The organism is Methylobacterium sp. 2A (genome assembly GCF_009806555.1).
Taxonomy (GTDB): Bacteria; Pseudomonadota; Alphaproteobacteria; order Rhizobiales; family Beijerinckiaceae; genus Methylobacterium.
In genome coordinates this window covers 109,644-125,468 of the sequence record NZ_VUOK01000005.1, presented here as the reverse complement: position 1 = coordinate 125,468, position 15,825 = coordinate 109,644, and the positions used below count along the sequence as shown (strand labels likewise).

20 protein-coding genes and 1 pseudogene are annotated in these 15,825 nt (G+C 70.5%); 12 read left to right on the top strand and 9 right to left on the bottom strand.

Translation table 11 applies throughout. The features are described from left to right. From FVE89_RS03890 to FVE89_RS03860, 7 genes are all read left to right on the top strand, one after another. Window positions 1–312, top strand: a complete 312-nt coding sequence (locus tag FVE89_RS03890) for an oxidase (protein WP_160532818.1) — start codon at window positions 1–3, stop codon at window positions 310–312. A gap of 52 nt (window positions 313–364) precedes the next feature. Continuing rightward, entirely contained in the window at window positions 365–718 is a 354-nt protein-coding gene (locus FVE89_RS03885) for a type II toxin-antitoxin system RelE/ParE family toxin (protein ID WP_160532817.1), read from the top strand. A gap of 38 nt (window positions 719–756) precedes the next feature. After that, window positions 757–1,065, top strand: a complete 309-nt coding sequence (locus FVE89_RS03880) for a helix-turn-helix domain-containing protein (protein WP_160532816.1) — start codon at window positions 757–759, stop codon at window positions 1,063–1,065. A 173-nt stretch (window positions 1,066–1,238) separates the two neighbouring features. After that, window positions 1,239–2,024: a class II glutamine amidotransferase gene (locus FVE89_RS03875; RefSeq protein ID WP_160532815.1), complete on the top strand. Its 786-nt coding sequence runs from the start codon at window positions 1,239–1,241 to the stop codon at window positions 2,022–2,024. A gap of 160 nt (window positions 2,025–2,184) precedes the next feature. Further along, window positions 2,185–2,925, top strand: coding sequence for a NepR family anti-sigma factor (locus FVE89_RS03870; protein ID WP_160532814.1), 741 nt, complete (start codon window positions 2,185–2,187; stop codon window positions 2,923–2,925). 309 nt (window positions 2,926–3,234) lie between these two features. After that, window positions 3,235–3,648 carry a DUF1236 domain-containing protein gene (locus FVE89_RS03865; RefSeq protein WP_160532813.1) on the top strand — a complete coding sequence of 138 codons (414 nt, stop codon included), beginning with the start codon at window positions 3,235–3,237 and terminating at the stop codon, window positions 3,646–3,648. Window positions 3,649–3,781: 133 nt separating this feature from the next. Next, complete coding sequence (locus FVE89_RS03860) at window positions 3,782–4,057, top strand: hypothetical protein (RefSeq protein ID WP_160532812.1); 276 nt, start codon at window positions 3,782–3,784, stop codon at window positions 4,055–4,057. Window positions 4,058–4,061: 4 nt separating this feature from the next. Here FVE89_RS03860 and mscL read toward each other — a convergent pair whose 3' ends face one another. From mscL to FVE89_RS03835, 5 genes are all read right to left on the bottom strand, one after another. Continuing rightward, window positions 4,062–4,481, bottom strand: a complete 420-nt coding sequence (mscL, locus tag FVE89_RS03855; protein ID WP_160532811.1) for a large conductance mechanosensitive channel protein MscL — start codon at window positions 4,479–4,481, stop codon at window positions 4,062–4,064. 62 nt (window positions 4,482–4,543) lie between these two features. Further along, a complete protein-coding gene (locus FVE89_RS03850; protein WP_160532810.1) occupies window positions 4,544–5,407 on the bottom strand; it encodes a phosphatidylcholine/phosphatidylserine synthase in 864 nt (287 codons plus the stop codon). 9 nt (window positions 5,408–5,416) lie between these two features. Then, on the bottom strand, window positions 5,417–6,127 hold the full coding sequence (locus FVE89_RS03845) for a phosphatidylserine decarboxylase (RefSeq protein WP_160532809.1): 711 nt from the start codon (window positions 6,125–6,127) through the stop codon (window positions 5,417–5,419). Window positions 6,128–6,199: 72 nt separating this feature from the next. Then, window positions 6,200–6,517 carry a type II toxin-antitoxin system RelE/ParE family toxin gene (locus tag FVE89_RS03840; RefSeq protein ID WP_160532808.1) on the bottom strand — a complete coding sequence of 106 codons (318 nt, stop codon included), beginning with the start codon at window positions 6,515–6,517 and terminating at the stop codon, window positions 6,200–6,202. Further along, window positions 6,514–6,744, bottom strand: coding sequence for a hypothetical protein (locus tag FVE89_RS03835; protein ID WP_160532807.1), 231 nt, complete (start codon window positions 6,742–6,744; stop codon window positions 6,514–6,516). Before FVE89_RS03835 ends, FVE89_RS03840 begins: the two co-directional genes overlap by 4 nt. Before the next feature lie 873 nt (window positions 6,745–7,617). Here FVE89_RS03835 and FVE89_RS03830 point away from each other — a divergent pair. From FVE89_RS03830 to FVE89_RS03825, 3 genes and pseudogenes are all read left to right on the top strand, one after another. Then, window positions 7,618–8,523 carry an NAD(P)-dependent oxidoreductase gene (locus tag FVE89_RS03830; protein ID WP_160532806.1) on the top strand — a complete coding sequence of 302 codons (906 nt, stop codon included), beginning with the start codon at window positions 7,618–7,620 and terminating at the stop codon, window positions 8,521–8,523. Window positions 8,524–8,682: 159 nt separating this feature from the next. After that, window positions 8,683–8,976: pseudogene (locus FVE89_RS30895) on the top strand (type II toxin-antitoxin system RelE/ParE family toxin). Further along, window positions 8,976–9,272, top strand: coding sequence for an addiction module antidote protein (locus FVE89_RS03825; RefSeq protein ID WP_160532805.1), 297 nt, complete (start codon window positions 8,976–8,978; stop codon window positions 9,270–9,272). Before FVE89_RS30895 ends, FVE89_RS03825 begins: the two are co-directional and overlap by 1 nt. Before the next feature lie 11 nt (window positions 9,273–9,283). Here the strand turns inward: FVE89_RS03825 and FVE89_RS03820 are convergent, their stop codons facing one another. Together FVE89_RS03820 and FVE89_RS03815 are read right to left on the bottom strand one after the other, a co-directional pair. Next, a complete protein-coding gene (locus FVE89_RS03820; protein WP_160532804.1) occupies window positions 9,284–11,215 on the bottom strand; it encodes an ABC transporter ATP-binding protein/permease in 1,932 nt (643 codons plus the stop codon). Between the two features lie 87 nt (window positions 11,216–11,302). Further along, window positions 11,303–11,494 (bottom strand): translation initiation factor IF-2, encoded by a 192-nt coding sequence (locus FVE89_RS03815; RefSeq protein ID WP_160532803.1) that lies wholly within the window; start codon window positions 11,492–11,494, stop codon window positions 11,303–11,305. Between the two features lie 104 nt (window positions 11,495–11,598). Between FVE89_RS03815 and FVE89_RS03810 the strand changes: the two genes are divergently transcribed. Continuing rightward, complete coding sequence (locus FVE89_RS03810; protein WP_160532802.1) at window positions 11,599–12,933, top strand: PLP-dependent aminotransferase family protein; 1,335 nt, start codon at window positions 11,599–11,601, stop codon at window positions 12,931–12,933. A gap of 55 nt (window positions 12,934–12,988) precedes the next feature. Here FVE89_RS03810 and gstA read toward each other — a convergent pair whose 3' ends face one another. After that, window positions 12,989–13,606: a glutathione transferase GstA gene (gene gstA / locus FVE89_RS03805; RefSeq protein WP_160532801.1), complete on the bottom strand. Its 618-nt coding sequence runs from the start codon at window positions 13,604–13,606 to the stop codon at window positions 12,989–12,991. 195 nt (window positions 13,607–13,801) lie between these two features. Between gstA and FVE89_RS03800 the strand changes: the two genes are divergently transcribed. Next, complete coding sequence (locus tag FVE89_RS03800) at window positions 13,802–14,116, top strand: helix-turn-helix domain-containing protein (RefSeq protein ID WP_246730483.1); 315 nt, start codon at window positions 13,802–13,804, stop codon at window positions 14,114–14,116. A 262-nt stretch (window positions 14,117–14,378) separates the two neighbouring features. On the opposite strand, the gene FVE89_RS03795 is transcribed toward FVE89_RS03800, so the two are convergent. Further along, window positions 14,379–15,785: a LysM peptidoglycan-binding domain-containing protein gene (locus FVE89_RS03795; protein ID WP_160532867.1), complete on the bottom strand. Its 1,407-nt coding sequence runs from the start codon at window positions 15,783–15,785 to the stop codon at window positions 14,379–14,381. Between the last annotated feature and the right edge of the window lie 40 nt (window positions 15,786–15,825).

Here is a 15,825-nt window from a genome sequence, read left to right as displayed (position 1 = left end):
ATGCGGAACCCCCTCGCGACCTTGAGCGCCGACGACCGCGCCCTGCTCCGCAAGCGCCTGCGCACGCCGGTGCTGACCTTCCTGGCGCTGCTCGCCCTGCTCGCCGTCAACGTGACGCTCGGCGCCACCCTGCCCTTCGCGCAGGTCTGGATCGTCGAGCTTCTCGTCGTCGCCGTGATGGTGGCGCTGATCCTCCTCGTCTCCATGGAGGTGATCCACGAGCCGCCGCTGATCCGGCTTTTTTCGGGACTCGGCTTCTTCTGGGTCGCCATCATGGTCGGGATGACGCTGACCGACTATCTGGGACGATGACGCGCGCGCTTCGGTCCCTGCTTTTAAGCGGACGGCAAGTACCGTCACGCTCATGCATACGGTCGTCCTGACGCCGAAGTTTCTCGCCGACGCGAAGGCTTCCGGCGTCTCCGAAGACGAGATGCAGACGATCATCGACACGATCGCGGCCGATCCCAGCGCGGGCGATCTGATTCCGGAGACGGGCGGAGCGCGAAAAGTTCGCATTGCTGGACGCGGTCGGGGGAAATCGGGCGGCTACAGGGTCATCACCTTCTTCGTCGTCGATGATCTGACCGTTTTCCTGCTGCGTCTGGTCTCGAAAGGGCAGCGCGCCGATATCAGCCGCGCCGAGCGGCATGCCGTCAGGGACGCATTGACCCGCTTGGTCGACGCGTACCGCGCCGGTTTGCCAAGACGCCTCTGACCTGGGCATGGATGGCCACCCGCACCGAGAGGTGAGAGATGACTGCATTCGGAGAGGGATTGGTCGAGGCTGCGCAGCAGGCCCTCGCCATCGCGCGCGGAGAAGCCGATCCGCAGACGTATCGCGTACACAGCCCGCAGACGAACGCCGTGAAAGCTGTACGCCAGGAACTCGGCCTCACACAGGCGGAGTTCGCGGACCGCTTCGGCTTCGCGATCCGGACGCTCCGCGATCTCGAGCAAGGCCGTGTCCAGCCGGATGCCACGACGCAGGCCTACCTCACCGTGATCCGGCACGAATCCGGCGCGGTGCTGCGGGCTCTCGAACGGGCCCGGGCGGCCGGATAGGGCAACCCCGACGCTCCGTCGCCCGCATCCGGCGAAGAAGGGGCCGCATCGAGGGTCGTGGCCGTCACAGGACGCCGATTTCCGGATTGCGGATCCGAAACCTCGGTTGTTGCACGCGTCGATCGTCTCTAAATCCGCTGTCCCGCGGACGCGGTGGGGGCGGAAGTCAGGACATGTGCGAACTGCTCGGCATGAGCGCCAACGTGCCGACCGACATCCGCTTCTCCTTCGCGGGCCTCGCCCGGCGCGGCGGCGAGACCGGGCCGCATGCCGACGGCTGGGGCATCAGCTTCTACGACGGCCGGACCTGCCGCAGCTTCCACGAGCCGGAGCCGAGCGCCCGCTCGCAGCTCGCCCGGCTCTTGCGCGACATGCCGATCAAGAGCCGGATCGTCGTCGCCCATGTCCGCAAGGCCAATCGCGGGCGGGTCAGCCTGGAGAACACCCATCCGTTCTCGCGGGAATTGTGGGGCCGCCGGTGGACCTTCGCGCATAACGGTCAGCTCAAGGGCGTGAAGAAGCTGCCGCTCGGCGGCTTCATGCCGATCGGCTCCACCGACAGCGAGCACGCCTTCTGCTGGATGCTCGGCCGGCTCCAGGAGCGCTACAAGGCCCTGCCCCGCCCCGAGACCCTCGACCGGGCGGTGGCCGACCTCGCGGGCGAGCTGCACGGGCTCGGCGTGTTCAACATGCTGCTGACCGACAGCCGCACCCTCTACGCCCATTGCGGCAAGCGCCTCTGCTACCTCACCCGGCGGGCGCCCTTCGGCAAGGCCACCCTGATCGACGAGGACTGGCAGGTCGATTTCGCCCGGGAGACCACCGAGCACGATATCGTCACGGTGATCGCCACGAAGGCGCTGACCCGGGACGAGAGCTGGACCGACCTCGCCCGCGGCGATGTCCTGACCCTGCGGGACGGGACCGTCCGTCTCTTGAGGGCTGCGGCCTTATCATAAGTCAGTGGCGCGAGGGTGCACGCACGCCCCCAATGCGCTAGAACCCCTGTAACAGGAGCGCATCGGCCCGACATCGTCCTGATTTCGGGCCGGAAAGCGATCCGCCTCGACCCTCACGGGACCACGGTCGAGCCACGATGAGCTGACGAGTGCGAACCGCATGACCCGCGACGACACCGATACCGTCCTGTCCCAGGAGGACGCGACTCGGGATGGCCGCCCGAATTTGGCGCCCGGCATCCGCACCCACCTCGGCGAGCACCTGCGCACCGTCTACGAGCGGCTCGGCGAGGAGACGTTGCCGTCCCGCTTCGCCGAGCTGATCGAGAAGCTTGAGGCGGCGCTCCGCGCCCGGGGCGAGGCGATCGAGCCGGAATTCCGCAACGGCCTGCTGGCCGCCGTGCCGTCGCTGCGCGCCTTCGCGCTGTCGCTGACCTCGAACCCGGCCCGGTCCGACGACCTCGTGCAGGACACCCTGCTGAAGGGCTGGCAGCACCGCGCCCGGTTCCAGCCGGGCACCAACCTCAATGCGTGGCTGTTCACGATCCTGCGCAACATCTTCTACTCGGATCACCGCAAGCGGGTCCGCGAGGTCGAGGATCAGGACGGGTCCTATGCCGCTCGCCTCGCCACCGCCCCGCACCAGGGCGACCGGCTCGACGTCGAGGATCTGCAATCGGCGCTGGCGAAGCTTCCGCCGGACCAGCGCGAGGCCCTGGTGCTGGTGGGCGCGGAGGGTGTGTCCTACGAGGAGGCCGCCACCATCATGGGCTGCAAGGTCGGCACGGTGAAGAGCCGCGTCAGCCGCGCCCGCGGCCGCCTCGCGGAACTCCTGGGGTACGACGAGGAGGATCTCGGCTCCGACCGGTTCATCCAGTCGGCGATGCCCAAGGAGGCGTGAGAGCGCGTTTGACGGGCGCGTGAGGTTCTGGCTGCCCGGCAAGTCATGGTTTCGAAAGGGCGTGCCCTTTCGCGGGTCCAGGGCAGAGCCCTGGTGGCTCTCTCAGGGCTTTGCCCTGAGCACCCACCGAAGGGCAAAGCCCTTTGGAAACCCGGGCTTCCGGGTCAGGCCAGTCGTCGGAAACCTGGCGTTCGCCCTCGGCGGCCCTTCGCGAAAAAAGCGATGCATCCGATTCCGGGTATCGGACGTTACCGGCCCGAGCTTCGCCGCGTGTCCGCGGCGGAACGCCACGGAACGGAGATGTCCCGTATGACCTTCAAGACCCTCATCGCCGCCTCGGCCCTCGTGCTGTCGCTGCCGCTGGCCGCCCAGGCCCAGGGCACCATCCCGGGGGCCGAGCGCGGCGCGGCCGCCGGTGCCAACGCGGCCGGCCCGATCGGCGGCATCGTCGGCGGCGCGGTCGGTGCGGCCACCGGCACGGTGGGCGGCATCCTCGGCGTCGACATGGCGCCGCGCTTCCGCAGCTACGTCCGCGAGCGCAACGTCCGCTCCTACGATTACGACGGCCGCGTCGCCGTCGGCTCGACCCTGCCGGCCTCGGGCGTGACCTATTACGACGTGCCGAGCGAGTACCACGTGCAGCCGGGCTACCGCTACACCGTGGTGAACGACCGCCCGGTTCTGGTCGACCGCAGCCACCGCATCGTCGAGGTCATCGACTGAGCCCGCGGACCGATCCCGTATCGGTCCCTGGGACCCCGGAGCCCGGCTCCGGGGTCCGCCTCGTTGGACTGGCCGTCGGCGCAACGCTTCATCCGACCGGCCGTTGATAACCGGTTCGACCCGTGAGGCGACCATGAGCGACGAATCCCCTGAGCCCGGCGCCGTGCTCCCCGAGCCGGTGCGTGACCATCTCGGCCAGCAGCTGCGCGGCGTCCTGCCGGTGGAGGCCGACAAGCCCCGCTTCCTCGGCGACGATCCCGTGCCCGAGGTGTTCGAGCCGCAGATCCGCCGGCTCGAGACCCGGCTGAAGACCCATGAGGAGGGTACCGGGGCGGTCGGCCAGGCCCTCGACCAGATCCTCGACGCGCTGGGCGTCAAGCCCGGGGAGCCGGGCCGGCGCGAGGGCTGAGGGATCAGACCCGGGGCTTTTCCGCCAGAAGGTCGCGGATCTCCGTGAGCAGCTTCACGTCGGCCGGCACGGCCGCCGGCTCCTTGGGCTGGGCGTGCTGCAGACGGTTCATCGCCCGGATCACGAGGAACAGCACGAAGGCCACGATCAGGAAGTTCAGCGTCAGGGTCAGGAACTGGCCGTAGCCGAGGACCGCGCCCTGCTTCTTCGCGTCCGCGTAGGGCAGCCCGGCCTGAACCTTGGACGAGAGCGGGATGTAGTAGTTCGAGAAGTCGAGCCCCCCGGTGACCGCGCCGATCACCGGCATGAAGATGTCCTGCACCGCCGAGTTGACGATCGCCCCGAAGGCGGCGCCGATGATCACGCCGACTGCGAGATCGACCACGTTCCCGCGCAGCGCGAATTTCTTGAACTCCTCGAGCATCCCCGAATCCCCCCCTCGCCGGATGCTGCCAAGGTAGGGGAGGATCCCGCCATGGCCAGCGTTCAATCCGGCCCGATGCCTGCAGGCCGTTCCTCCGTTGCGGCCAGGGTGGCCCGCTCCTCGGCGCCCGCAGCCTGCTCGGCCTTCAGCCGGCGGCGGTACTGCGCGGCGACCACGGGGATGGTCAGGAGGTAGCCCGCGCTCACCACCACCAGGGCCTCGAACGGATAGCTGATCAGGATGCCGAAGGCCGCGACCCCGAACAGGAAGATCGGCAGCACGAGGCTCCGCGGCACCCGCTTGCCCATGGTCTTGCCCGAGTAGGTCGGCACCGTGGAGACGACCAGCAGGGCGATGCACAGCACGTAGATCAGGATCGCCGGTGCCGCCCAGCGCTCCAGGCCGAAGCCGAGGAAGTGCAGGTAGAGCGGCAGCATCGCGGTCAGCGCCCCGGCCGGCGCCGGCATGCCGACGAAGAAATCCTTCTTCCATTCCGGGCGGTTCGGATCGTCCAGCATGGCGTTGAAGCGGGCGAGCCGCAGCGCCATCGCGATCGCGAAGATCAGCGCGATGATCCAGCCTGCCGACTTCAGGTGAAACAGCACGAAGCCGTAGAGGATCAGCGCAGGGGCGCAGCCGAAATTGACGAAATCGGCGAGCGAATCGAGCTCGGCCCCGAAGCGCGAGGTGCCCTTGAGCAGCCGCGCCACCCGGCCGTCGATGCCGTCGAGCACGCCCGCCACCACCACGGCGATGACGGCAGGCTCGAACTTGCCCTCGAAGGCGAGGCGGATCGCGGTCAGCCCGAGGCAGAGCGCCATCAGGGTGATCATGTTGGGCGCGATCATCCGGAACGGCACCGGCTTGAACCGGCGCGGACGCGGCTCGTTCGGATCGGGCGCGAAGGGCGGGAACAGATCGTCCATGGTCGGGCTCTAGATCCGCTTGAACACCCGGTCCGGGCCGCCGCCGAGATCGGCCAGCACCGTCTCGCCGGCCACCGCCTTCTGGCCGAGCCCGACCAGCACGGTCGCGCCCGCCGGCAGGTAGACGTCGACCCGCGAGCCGAAGCGGATCAGCCCGAACCGCTCGCCGACGCCGAGCACGTCGCCCGCCGAGACGAACCCGACGATGCGCCGGGCCACGAGGCCGGCGATCTGCACCACGCCGACGCGCTTCGGCTGGCCACCATGGGTCGTCTCGATGACCAGGCCGTTGCGCTCGTTGTCGTCGCTGGCCTTGTCGAGCTCGGCATTGAGGAACAGGCCGGGCGTGTAGTGGATCTGGCCGATCCGCCCCGAGACCGGCACGCGGTTCACGTGGCAGTCGAACACGTTCATGAACACCGAGACGCGCAAGGTCGGCACCTGCGGCAGGTCGAGCTCCGGCGGCGGCAGCACGGTGGCGATCAGGTTCACGCGCCCGTCCGCGGGGGAGACCACGAGCCCGTCCGCCACCGGGGTGACGCGTTCGGGGTCGCGGAAGAAGTAGCAGACCCAGAGGGTGAGGATCAGGAAGATCCAGCCGAAGAACTGCGAGAAATAGCCGGCCAGCACCGTGAGCACGATGCCGATCAGGATGAACGGATAGCCCTCCTTGTGGATCGGCACGAGCGTCCGTCGAATCGTCTCGATCAGGTCGGTCATTATTTCGGGCTCAACGGCGCCGCCTGCGGGCGGACAGGTCGGACGCGCGGATGGCAGCCCGCCGGGCCGGCGTCAACTTTCACCGGGACACCGGTCTGGTCCGGCATCGGGCATCGAGCGGGGATCGCGGGCGGCATGGCGCAGGGCGATGATGACAATCGCGCCTTCCGCGATCTGGTAGAAGAGCCAATAGGGGTAGGGTGTCACGAGGATCCGGCGCAGCCGCGGCGAATTCGTCCGGGTTCCGCTGCGCGGTTGGTCCAGAAGCCGGTCGAACACGGCCTGGAGCCGATTCCGCACGCTGAGCGCGCCAGACGGCGATGTGTCCGCGATGCCGCTCAAGACGGAATCGATGTCCGCGAGGGCATCCGGCGTGAAGCGCAGCTTCAAGGCCCGTATTTCGCCCACACAGCCTGGATCTGCTCGTCCGTCGCGAAGTGCCCGCTTTCCGCTTGGGCGAGAGAACGCGCGAGATCCGCCTCCTCCTCCGGCGTCAGCTGATACACGGGCCCGTCCTCCTCGCCCGCGAACAGCAGCAGCATGCGGGCGGCGTCGTCCTGCATGGCGTCGGGGAGGGCGCGAACGCGCGCGATGGCCCGTTCCAGAAGCTCGGTCATGGCGCGATGATACACATCGCCGGTTCGGACGGAAGTCATCGGTGGATCGTCTCAATCAGGTCGGACATGCGTCATCGTCCCCACCCGCCTTGCGGCGCCGGGGGCATGGCCCAAGAGACGAACACGAGGGACGCGGGACGCCGCGGGAACCCAGGTGGTGACATGACGTGCGGGATCCGGTCCCCGCGGCGTCCCGCGGCATCGACCGGGCGTGGTCCCCGACCGCTGCCGTCTTGTCGTCGCGGTGTCTGCTCGACGCTCCCGATCCTGCGACGTCCCGGCAGACGGTCTCGGACGCGGTGACACGCACCGCCGGAACCCGCGAGGGTCTGTGGCCTTCCAGCCGTTTGCCCGCCTCGTCGTGGACGGGTCCGCAGGTCCCTTGGGGTCGGCCCAGACAGAGGGTCGGCGCGGGGGCATTTCCTCCCCCGCCGGGTTCACCCGTTGTTGCTCCGCCCGTAATCCGAGACACGCCCCGTATCGGTCACGCCGCCCGGGGCGATGGCGGCTGAGAGCCACCGACGCGGGCACCGCCCTGTCCGGCACGCCCGCCCGGTCAGCCACCGGGCGGACCCCCGAAGAGCGGAGCCGGATCACCCCGAAGGGTCACCCCGGCACCGCCGCGGACAGGTGGCGGCTAATGAGCACAAAATAGGAACATTGTCAAGGGCGACCTCCGCCGACGACCCCTCCCCCGCAAAGGGGGGAGGGAGGCGCGCGGAGCCGTTCGCGTGTATGCGCCAACGAAAAAACCGGACCCGCAGACCCGTGTCGTGAAGGGGACGGGTTGTGCCCGCCAAGCGCGTCGCTGTGCGACCATCGTGGTGTAACGGTGGGACGGCAGCCGGACTCTGACGTCAGGGAGATACCACCATGCCCATCCGCATCGCCCTCCTCGGCCTCGGCGCGATGGGCCATCCCATCGCCCGCAACCTCGCGGCCAAGCGCGCCTCCGAGGCCGAGACCATCGTGGCGGTGGATGCCGATCCGGCCCGCCTCGCCGGGCTCGATGCGCCGGGCCTCGTCGCCGCGACGGATCCCGGGCAGGCCGCCGGCGCGGAGGTTCTGTTCCTGTGCCTGCCGAACGGCGATGGGGTCGAGGCGGCCCTGTTCGGCGCGGACGGGCTCCTCGAGCGCCTCGCCCCCGGGGCGATCGTGGTCGATCTCAGCACCATCGCGCACGCCAAGGCGCTGGCGATCGGCCGCGCCGTGGCGGCGACCGGGCGATCCTTCGTCGATGCCCCGGTCTCCGGCGCACCGGCCGGGGCCAAGGCGGGAACGCTCACCGTGATGTGCGGCGGCGAGGCCGGGGCCGTCGCGCGGGTGCGCCCGCTGCTGGAGCGGATCGGCACGACCATCCTCCACATGGGGCCGGTCGGGTCGGGGCAGCTCACCAAGACGATCAACAACGTGCTCTACGACATCAACATCGCGGCGCTCGCCGAGGTGCTGCCCATGGCGGTGGCGATGGGCCTCGATCCGGAGCAGGTCGCCGCGGTGGTCACCACCGGCACGAGCCGGAGCTACGCCGCGGACTACTTCGTGCCGCGCATCCTCCGGGGCCGCTTCGACGAAGGCTACCCGATGGGCGCGGCCTACAAGGACCTCGTCGCCGCCGCGGCGATCGCGGCGGAGAACGGTTTTCCGATGCCCGTCACGGCGGCCGCCACCGCCACCTACCAGACGGCGCTCCGCCAGGGCCACGCCGGCAAGGACAAGGGCGCGATGGTGCTGCCGTTCGAGGATCTGCTGGGGGTGCGGGTACGCGCGAAGATGTAACCGCGATACCGGACACGCGGTGATGCCGCGATCGTCTGGCTCCCTTGCAAATTTGTCGTCTATTGACTACAATATGCCATGCCTGTGCTTCGTCGCACCTCGGTTTAGAGCCTCTCACAAAACTCCCGCTGCGCTGTCGCGGCCGGAGGGAAATATCCGGTGCTCGGGAGTTTTGTGAGGAGCTCTTATCTGGCTTGGATCGACGGTCTGCGGGATTGCAAGGCAGCCACGCGGATACTGGCCCGAGTCGCGCGTCTGGGCCTCGGTAATCCCGGCGATGTGAAACCGGTCGGCGAAGGCGTCAGCGAGATGCGGATCGATTACGGCCCTGGTTAGCGGGTCTATTACGTGGATCGGGGTGAGGAGGTCGTGGTTCTGCTGTGTGGTGGCGACAAGGCCTCGCAGGACCGGGACATCCGCGAGGCGAAACGGCCGACGAAGGATCTGTCATAATGCCCGTGGAGACCCAACCGTACGCTACGGCGGAACACCTGAGGACGCCCGAAGATATCGCCCTCTACATCGAGGCTGTGCTGGAGGACGGCGATCCCGCCCTGGTCGCCGATGCCATTGGTGTCGTCGCGCGTGCGCGGGGCATGGCCCAGATCGCGCAGGAAACCGGCCGCTCCCGCGAGCAGCTCTACCGAACCCTCTCGGAGAGGGGGAACCCGCAGCTCGACACGCTGATGGGTGTCCTCAAGGCCATCGGTCTGCGGCTGAGCGTGAAACCGATCGGGACAGAGGCCTGAGCCTCCGCCCCCTACTCCGCGGCCTCGGTCTCCGGCACGGCCGTCCGGCCGGGGCGCGGCACCACCGGCGCATCGGCCCGCTGCAGCACCTCGAGCGCCGCGTCGGCCTCCCGCTGGCGGTCCCAGAGCGCCGCGTAGACGCCGCCGGCCTCCAGCAACTCGGCATGGGTGCCGCGCTCGACGATGCGGCCGTGGTCGAGCACCAGGATCGCGTCGGCGTTCACCACCGTCGAGAGCCTGTGGGCGATCACCAGCGTGGTCCGGCCGCGGCTGACCCGGTCGAGCGCCGCCTGGATCTCGGCCTCGGTGAAGGAATCGAGCGCCGAGGTCGCCTCGTCGAGCACGAGGATCGGCGGCGCCTTCAGGATCGTGCGGGCGATGGCGACCCGCTGCTTCTCGCCGCCCGACAGCTTCAGGCCGCGCTCGCCCACCGGGGTGTCGTAGCCCTCCGGCAGGCCCGACACGAAGCCGTCGATCTGGGCGAGCCGGGCCGCCTCCCGTAATTCGGCGTCGGTGGCGTCGGCCCGGCCGTAGCGGATGTTGTAGCCGATCGTGTCGTTGAACAGCACCGTGTCCTGCGGGACCATGCCGATCGCGGCGCGGAGCGAGGCCTGCGTCACCGCGGCGATGTCCTGCCCGTCGATGCTGATCCGGCCGCTTTGCGGCTCGTAGAACCGGAACAGCAGGCGCGAGAGCGTCGACTTGCCGGCGCCCGAAGGCCCCACCACCGCCACCGTCTGGCCTGCCGGGATCTCGAAGGACACGCCGCGCAGGATCGGCCGCTCGGGATTGTAGGCGAAGCGAACATCCGCGAACCGCACCGTGCCGCCCGCCACCTTGAGCGGCGCCGCGCCCGGCCGGTCGGCGATCTCGGGATTCTGCCCGAGGATGCGGAACATGTCGTCGATGTCGATCAGCGCCTGTTTGATCTCCCGGTAGATCATGCCCATGAAGTTCAGGGGCATCGAGAGCTGCACCAGCATCGTGTTGGCGAGCACGAAGCCGCCGATCGTGGTGCGCCCGGCCAGGATGTCGCGCGCCGCGAGCCACATCACCACGGTCATGCCGAGCGTGAAGATCACCGCCTGCCCGGCATTGAGCACGGCCAGCGACACGTAGGTCTGCGTCGAGGCCTTTTCGTACCTGGCCATCGATTCGTCGTAGCGGGCGGCCTCGCGGCGCTCCGCGCCGAAATATTTGACCGTTTCGTAGTTGAGCAGCGAATCGACCGCCCTGGTGTTGGCGTCGGTGTCGGAGGCGTTCATCCGGCGGCGGATCGCGATCCGCCACTCGGTCGCCTTGTAGGTGAAGGCCAGATAGGCCGCGACCGTCAGGAAGGCGGTCGCCGCGTAGGTCCAGTTGAACTCATAGGCCAGCACGCCCAGCACCAGCACGAACTCGACGATGGTCGGCACGAGCGTCAGCACCATCAGGCGCGACAATTCCTCGATGCCGGCGCGGCCGCGCTCCAGCACCCGGGTCAGGCCGCCGGTCTTGCGCTCCAGGTGGAAGCGCAGGGACAGGCGGTGCATGTGCTCGAAGGTCTGGAGCGCGAGGCGGCGCACCGCGTGCATCGCCACCTTGGCGAACAGCCCGTCGCGGATCTGGGTCAGCGCCGACATGGCGATCCGCGAGACGCCGTAGAGCGCGATCAGCAGCATCGGCGCGGCGAGCAGGCCCTTGGGCGTCGGTGCATCCTGGCCGCCGATGGCCGCCACCAGCGCGTCGGTGATCCACTTGAAGGTGAACGGCGTCACCATGGTCACGAGCTTGGCGGCGAGCAGCAGGCCGAAGGCCAGGAAGACCCGGCGCTGCAGGTCGGGGCGTCCGTGGGGCCAGAGATGCGGCCAGAGCCGGCGATAGGTGGCGATCAGGCCGGGGCGCTCGGAAGGGCGCTCGGTCGGGAGCTTCGGCCCGGCCGGGGGCGCGGTGTCGTCGGTCATGAAGGGGTCTGCGGGGCGGGTGTCGTGAGCCCCGCATATAGGCGGGCGGCGGCGCGGGATCACCCGCGCTGCGTGCAGGGCACCGCGTCACACCCGCCAGAACGGTTTCCGGATCTCGTCGCGCAAGAGCCAGGGATCGAGGCCGGCCTCGCGGATCTGGTCGGGATGCAGGGCGGCGAGCGCCCGGCGCGTGCGGATGCGGGCCAGCCAGAGGCGCGGCAGGGAGGGGCCGGAAGCGGGACGGTCGGCGGCGGAACGGGTGAGCGTGAGGGCAGACATCGGGGACATTCCGGTGGCGGTTGGGCAGTCCGGCCGGGATTGCGGGCGCAGCATTGATCCGATACATGTCTCGGTGCAATCGAAACATTGACCTCGGAGCAATCATGCGGCCCGCGGATTTCCGCTCCGTCGCCGACGCGATCGCCGCGGACATCGCGGCCGGACGGCTCCCGCCGGGCGCGAAGCTGCCGCCGCAGCGCGACTTCGCCTATGCGCGGGGCATCGCGGTCTCGACGGCGAGCCGGGTCTATGCGGAACTCGCCCGCCGGGGGCTCGTGACCGGCGAGGTTGGGCGCGGCACCTATGTCCGGTCCGAGCCGGGCCGGGTCGAGCCGCTCCAGCCGGAGCCGCCGCCCGCCTCCATCGATCTCCAGCGGACCCATTCGCGGCTGCCCGAGCAGGAGGTCCTGCTGGCCGAGACGCTCGCGGCGCTGGCCGGCAGCGGCGGCGAGATGGCGTTCGGCCAGTACGGACCCCTGGGCACGCCGCAGGTGCAGGCGGTCGCGGCGGCGTTCCTCGCCCGGGACGGCCATGCGCCCGACCCCGCCGACCTCCTGTTCACCGGCAACGGGCGGCAGGCGCTCGCGGCGGCGCTCGCCGCACTGGCGGCGCCGGGGGAGCGGATCGCCTGCGAGCCCCTGACCTACCCGATGGTGAAGGCCATCGCGGCCCGGCTCGGCATCACGCTGGTGCCGGTCGCCATGGACGCGGAGGGGATGTGCCCCGACGCGCTGCTCCAGGCCCACCGGGCGAACCCGCTGAGCGGCGTCTACCTCCAGCCGACCCTGCACAACCCGCTCGGCGCCACGATGGGGCCGGGCCGGCGCGCCGACCTCGCCGCCGTGCTGGAGCGGACCGGGCTCATCGCGATCGAGGATGCCGTCTACAGCTTCCTGGCCGAGACCCGGCCGCTCGCCTGCCTCGCGCCCGACCGGGTGATCCTGGTGGACAGCCTGTCGAAGCGGGTGATGCCCTCGCTGACACTCGGCCTCGTGGCCGCGCCCCCGCCCCTGACCGACCGGCTCGCGGCCTCGATCCGCCAGGGCGCCTGGACGGCGCTCGGCCTGCCGCTCGCGGCCGGCATGCACTGGATGGCGGGGGACGCGGCCTCCGCGCTCGCCGCGGCCAAGCGCCGGGACGCCGCGTCCCGGCAGGTCATCGCCCGGGCGGCGCTCGCGGATCTGCGCGTGGTCGGCGACCCACAGGCCTATCACCTGTGGCTGGAACTGCCCGAGACGTGGCGGGCGGAGGCTTTTGCGGCGGCGGCCCTGCGCCAGGGGATCGCGCTGATCCCGGCCCCGGCCTTCGCGGTCGCGCCCGGCCACGCGCCGAACGCGGTCCGCCTCGCTTTGGCGGTGCCGTCGCCCGACGATCTGGCCGCGGCCCTGCGCCGGCTCCGCCGGCTGGCCTTCGCGGGGGACGATCAGGTGGTGGAGTGAGGGGGACCCGGTGCGCCCCGCGGCCCTGCCGCGATCCGGGGGCGCCCGGACGGTCTCACGCCGCCATCGGCAGACCTTCCGCGGCCAGAGCCGCCTGCACGGCGTCGCGGGCGCGGACACGCGCGCTGAACGCGGCGAGGCCGGGCCTTTCGGTCAGATCGAGGCCGAGGGGTTTGGCCCAGCTCAGCACGACGAACAGGTAGGCGTCGGCGATCGAAAAGTCCGAGCCGGTGAGGAAGGTGCGGCCATCCGCGAGCGCCGTCTCGACGACGTCCAGCCTGCGGTTGAGGTTGGCGACGGCTGCCGCGCGCGCCTCGGGGGCGAGCGCCGGGTTGAACAGCGGGCTGAAGCCCTTGTGCAGTTCGGCCGAGATGAAGGTGAGATGCGCGTCGAGCTGGGCTCGTGCGGTCGTGCCGGCCGCCGGCGCCAGCCTCCCGGGCGCGTGAGCATCCGCAAGGTATTGGACGATGGCCGCGCCCTCGGTCAGGATTTCGCCATCGTCAAGCTGGAGCGCGGGAACGTAACCCTTGGGGTTGATCGCGGTAAAGTCAGCACCCGAGGCCGTCGTCCTGGTCTTGAGATCGACGGATTCGAGAGAGAAGGGCAGCCCCAACTCACGCAAGACGATATGGGGGGAGAGCGAGCAGGCGCCGGCGGCGTAGAAGAGCTTCACGGGATGTCTCCTGTTGTGAGGCGATGCCCTGGTAGGCTGGATCGTTACCCTGAGAAACCCGGTAACTTCCGGTGACCGACGCTTTCTGGTATCTTGCCGGAAACCAAGTCGCCGCGGAGAGAGCGGGAGCGTGTCACGGTGCTGAAGCAAAGGCGCAAGGTCGCCCCGCCCCCCGGATGTCCGATGTCGGCCTGCATGAGTCTGCTCGGCGGAATCTGGACGCCGGAGATCATCTGGAACCTGAGCGAGGGGCCGCGCCGCTTCTCCGAGCTGCGTCGGGCGACGCCGGCGGTCTCGGCGAAGGTGATGAGCGCGCGCCTGAAGGATCTGGAAGAGCGCGGCGTGCTGTCACGGACGGTGCGGCCGACGACCCCGCCGAGCGTGGACTACGCCCTGACCGACCTGGGGCAGGAGCTCATCCCCGCGATCCGGGCGATCGTCGAGGTCGGCTCGAAGCTGCACCTGCGCGCGAAGGCGGGGGAGGCGGCGGCGCGCTGCGCGGAGTCCTGACGGGCACGCTGGGGCCGCGGATCCACCACGCCAACCGGCGTTCCTCCTCCGCGGAGGGATCGGCAGCTTCACGCGACGCTGTGCCGGTTGCACGGCAGTGTGGGACCGAAAACCCGTCGCCCCGCTTGCGGGGAGAGCGCCGCGTGTTCCGCAATCGGGGCGAGGCGGCAGCCCGGGGTGAGGGGCTGCTCGGAAGGCGACGCATCCGGAGACCCCCTCACCGCCGCTTCGCCTCCCGCACGCACGACCGGCAGAACCGCCTTCAGCCCCGCTTGTCGGCCGGCAGCACGAAGATCTGGCCCGGATAGATCAGGTCGGGATCGCGGATCTGGGTCTGGTTGGCGTCGTAGATCACCGTGTAGCGTTCGCCGCGGCCGTAGGTGCGCTGGCTGATCCGCCAGAGGTTGTCGCCGCGGGTGATCTTGGCGGTGTTGATCTCCGGCACGTAGACCGCGCCGTCCGCGGCGTCGGCACCGGCCTCCGCCGCCATGAGCCGCGGATCGGGGACGGCGGATGTCTGCGCCTGCGATGTCTGCGCCGGCCCCTGGGGCGGGGTTGCCTCGGCGCGATCGGGCGTCGCGCGCGTGCTGCCGGTCGCGCCACCTTGCCCGCCGCCCGTGCGGGCGCCGGCCGGGGTGTTCGACGCGCTGTTCGTCGGAGCGTTCGTCCGGGCCTTGTCCCGGACTGTCACCGGATGCGATCCGGCGGGGTCGCGGGCCGCCATCCGGGTCGGTTCGGGCACTGCGAGCGGGACCTCGGCGCGGGCCTCCACCTTGCCGGTGGCCGGATCGATCTGGTCGATCCGCACCCGATACGGGCCGGGCTTCATGCCGCGTCCGATGGTGAAGCTCGCCCGCCCGTCCGGGCCGACGCGTCCCGGGGCGATCAGCGTGTCGTTCAGATAGAGCCGCAGCGCCGCGCCAGGGGTGCCGGTCGCCGTGACGAACAGCCGCCCGTTCTCCTGCACGTCCACGCTCGCGATCCGGGTCGGCTGCCCCGGCCCGGGGGCTCCGGATGCTGCCGCCGCCGCGGCCCTGGAGCCGGGCGCGCCCGGCTGCGACAGCACCAATGTCGCCGCGTCCGGCGCCGTCAGCGCGACGAGGGGCTGGCGGTCGCGCCCGGGGGCGACCTCCACCGCCACGCTCTGCTCGGATTCGGCCGCCCGCCCGTCCTTGCCGGTCATGCGCAGCCGGATCTGGCTCGATCCCGCCGGCAGGGCCGGCGGCACGACGGCGAATTGCCCGCCCGCATCGGCGGTCGCCCGGGCCACCGGCTTGCCGTTGACCAGCAGCTCCACGACGGCGTCCGGCGCGCCCTGGCCGGCCACCACGGCGTCGCCGTTCGGCTCGACCCGGACGATGTCGAAGCGCGGCGCCGCCGTGGCCGGCTTGGCGGATCCGGCCGGGCGGGCATCGCCCGGGGCTCCGGACGGGGCCTCCACCCGCGCTGGCGCCCCGGCCTCGACGGGCTTATCGTCGCGGCGGTCGAGGGACGGGACGATGGACGGATCCTGGCGTGACGCCAGCGCCCGGCCCTCGCTCTCCTGCTGCGCGGAGCGGCCGGTCAGCTGGCGCAGGGACTCTCCGCCGAACAGGGCCGCCACGAGGCCGAGGCCGCCGAGGAGGCCGACGAGCGCCAGGGCGAGACTGCGCCGCACCTGTCCCGACATCGCCACCCGAGCCTCCCTCGATCCCGCCCCGGTGCGGGAA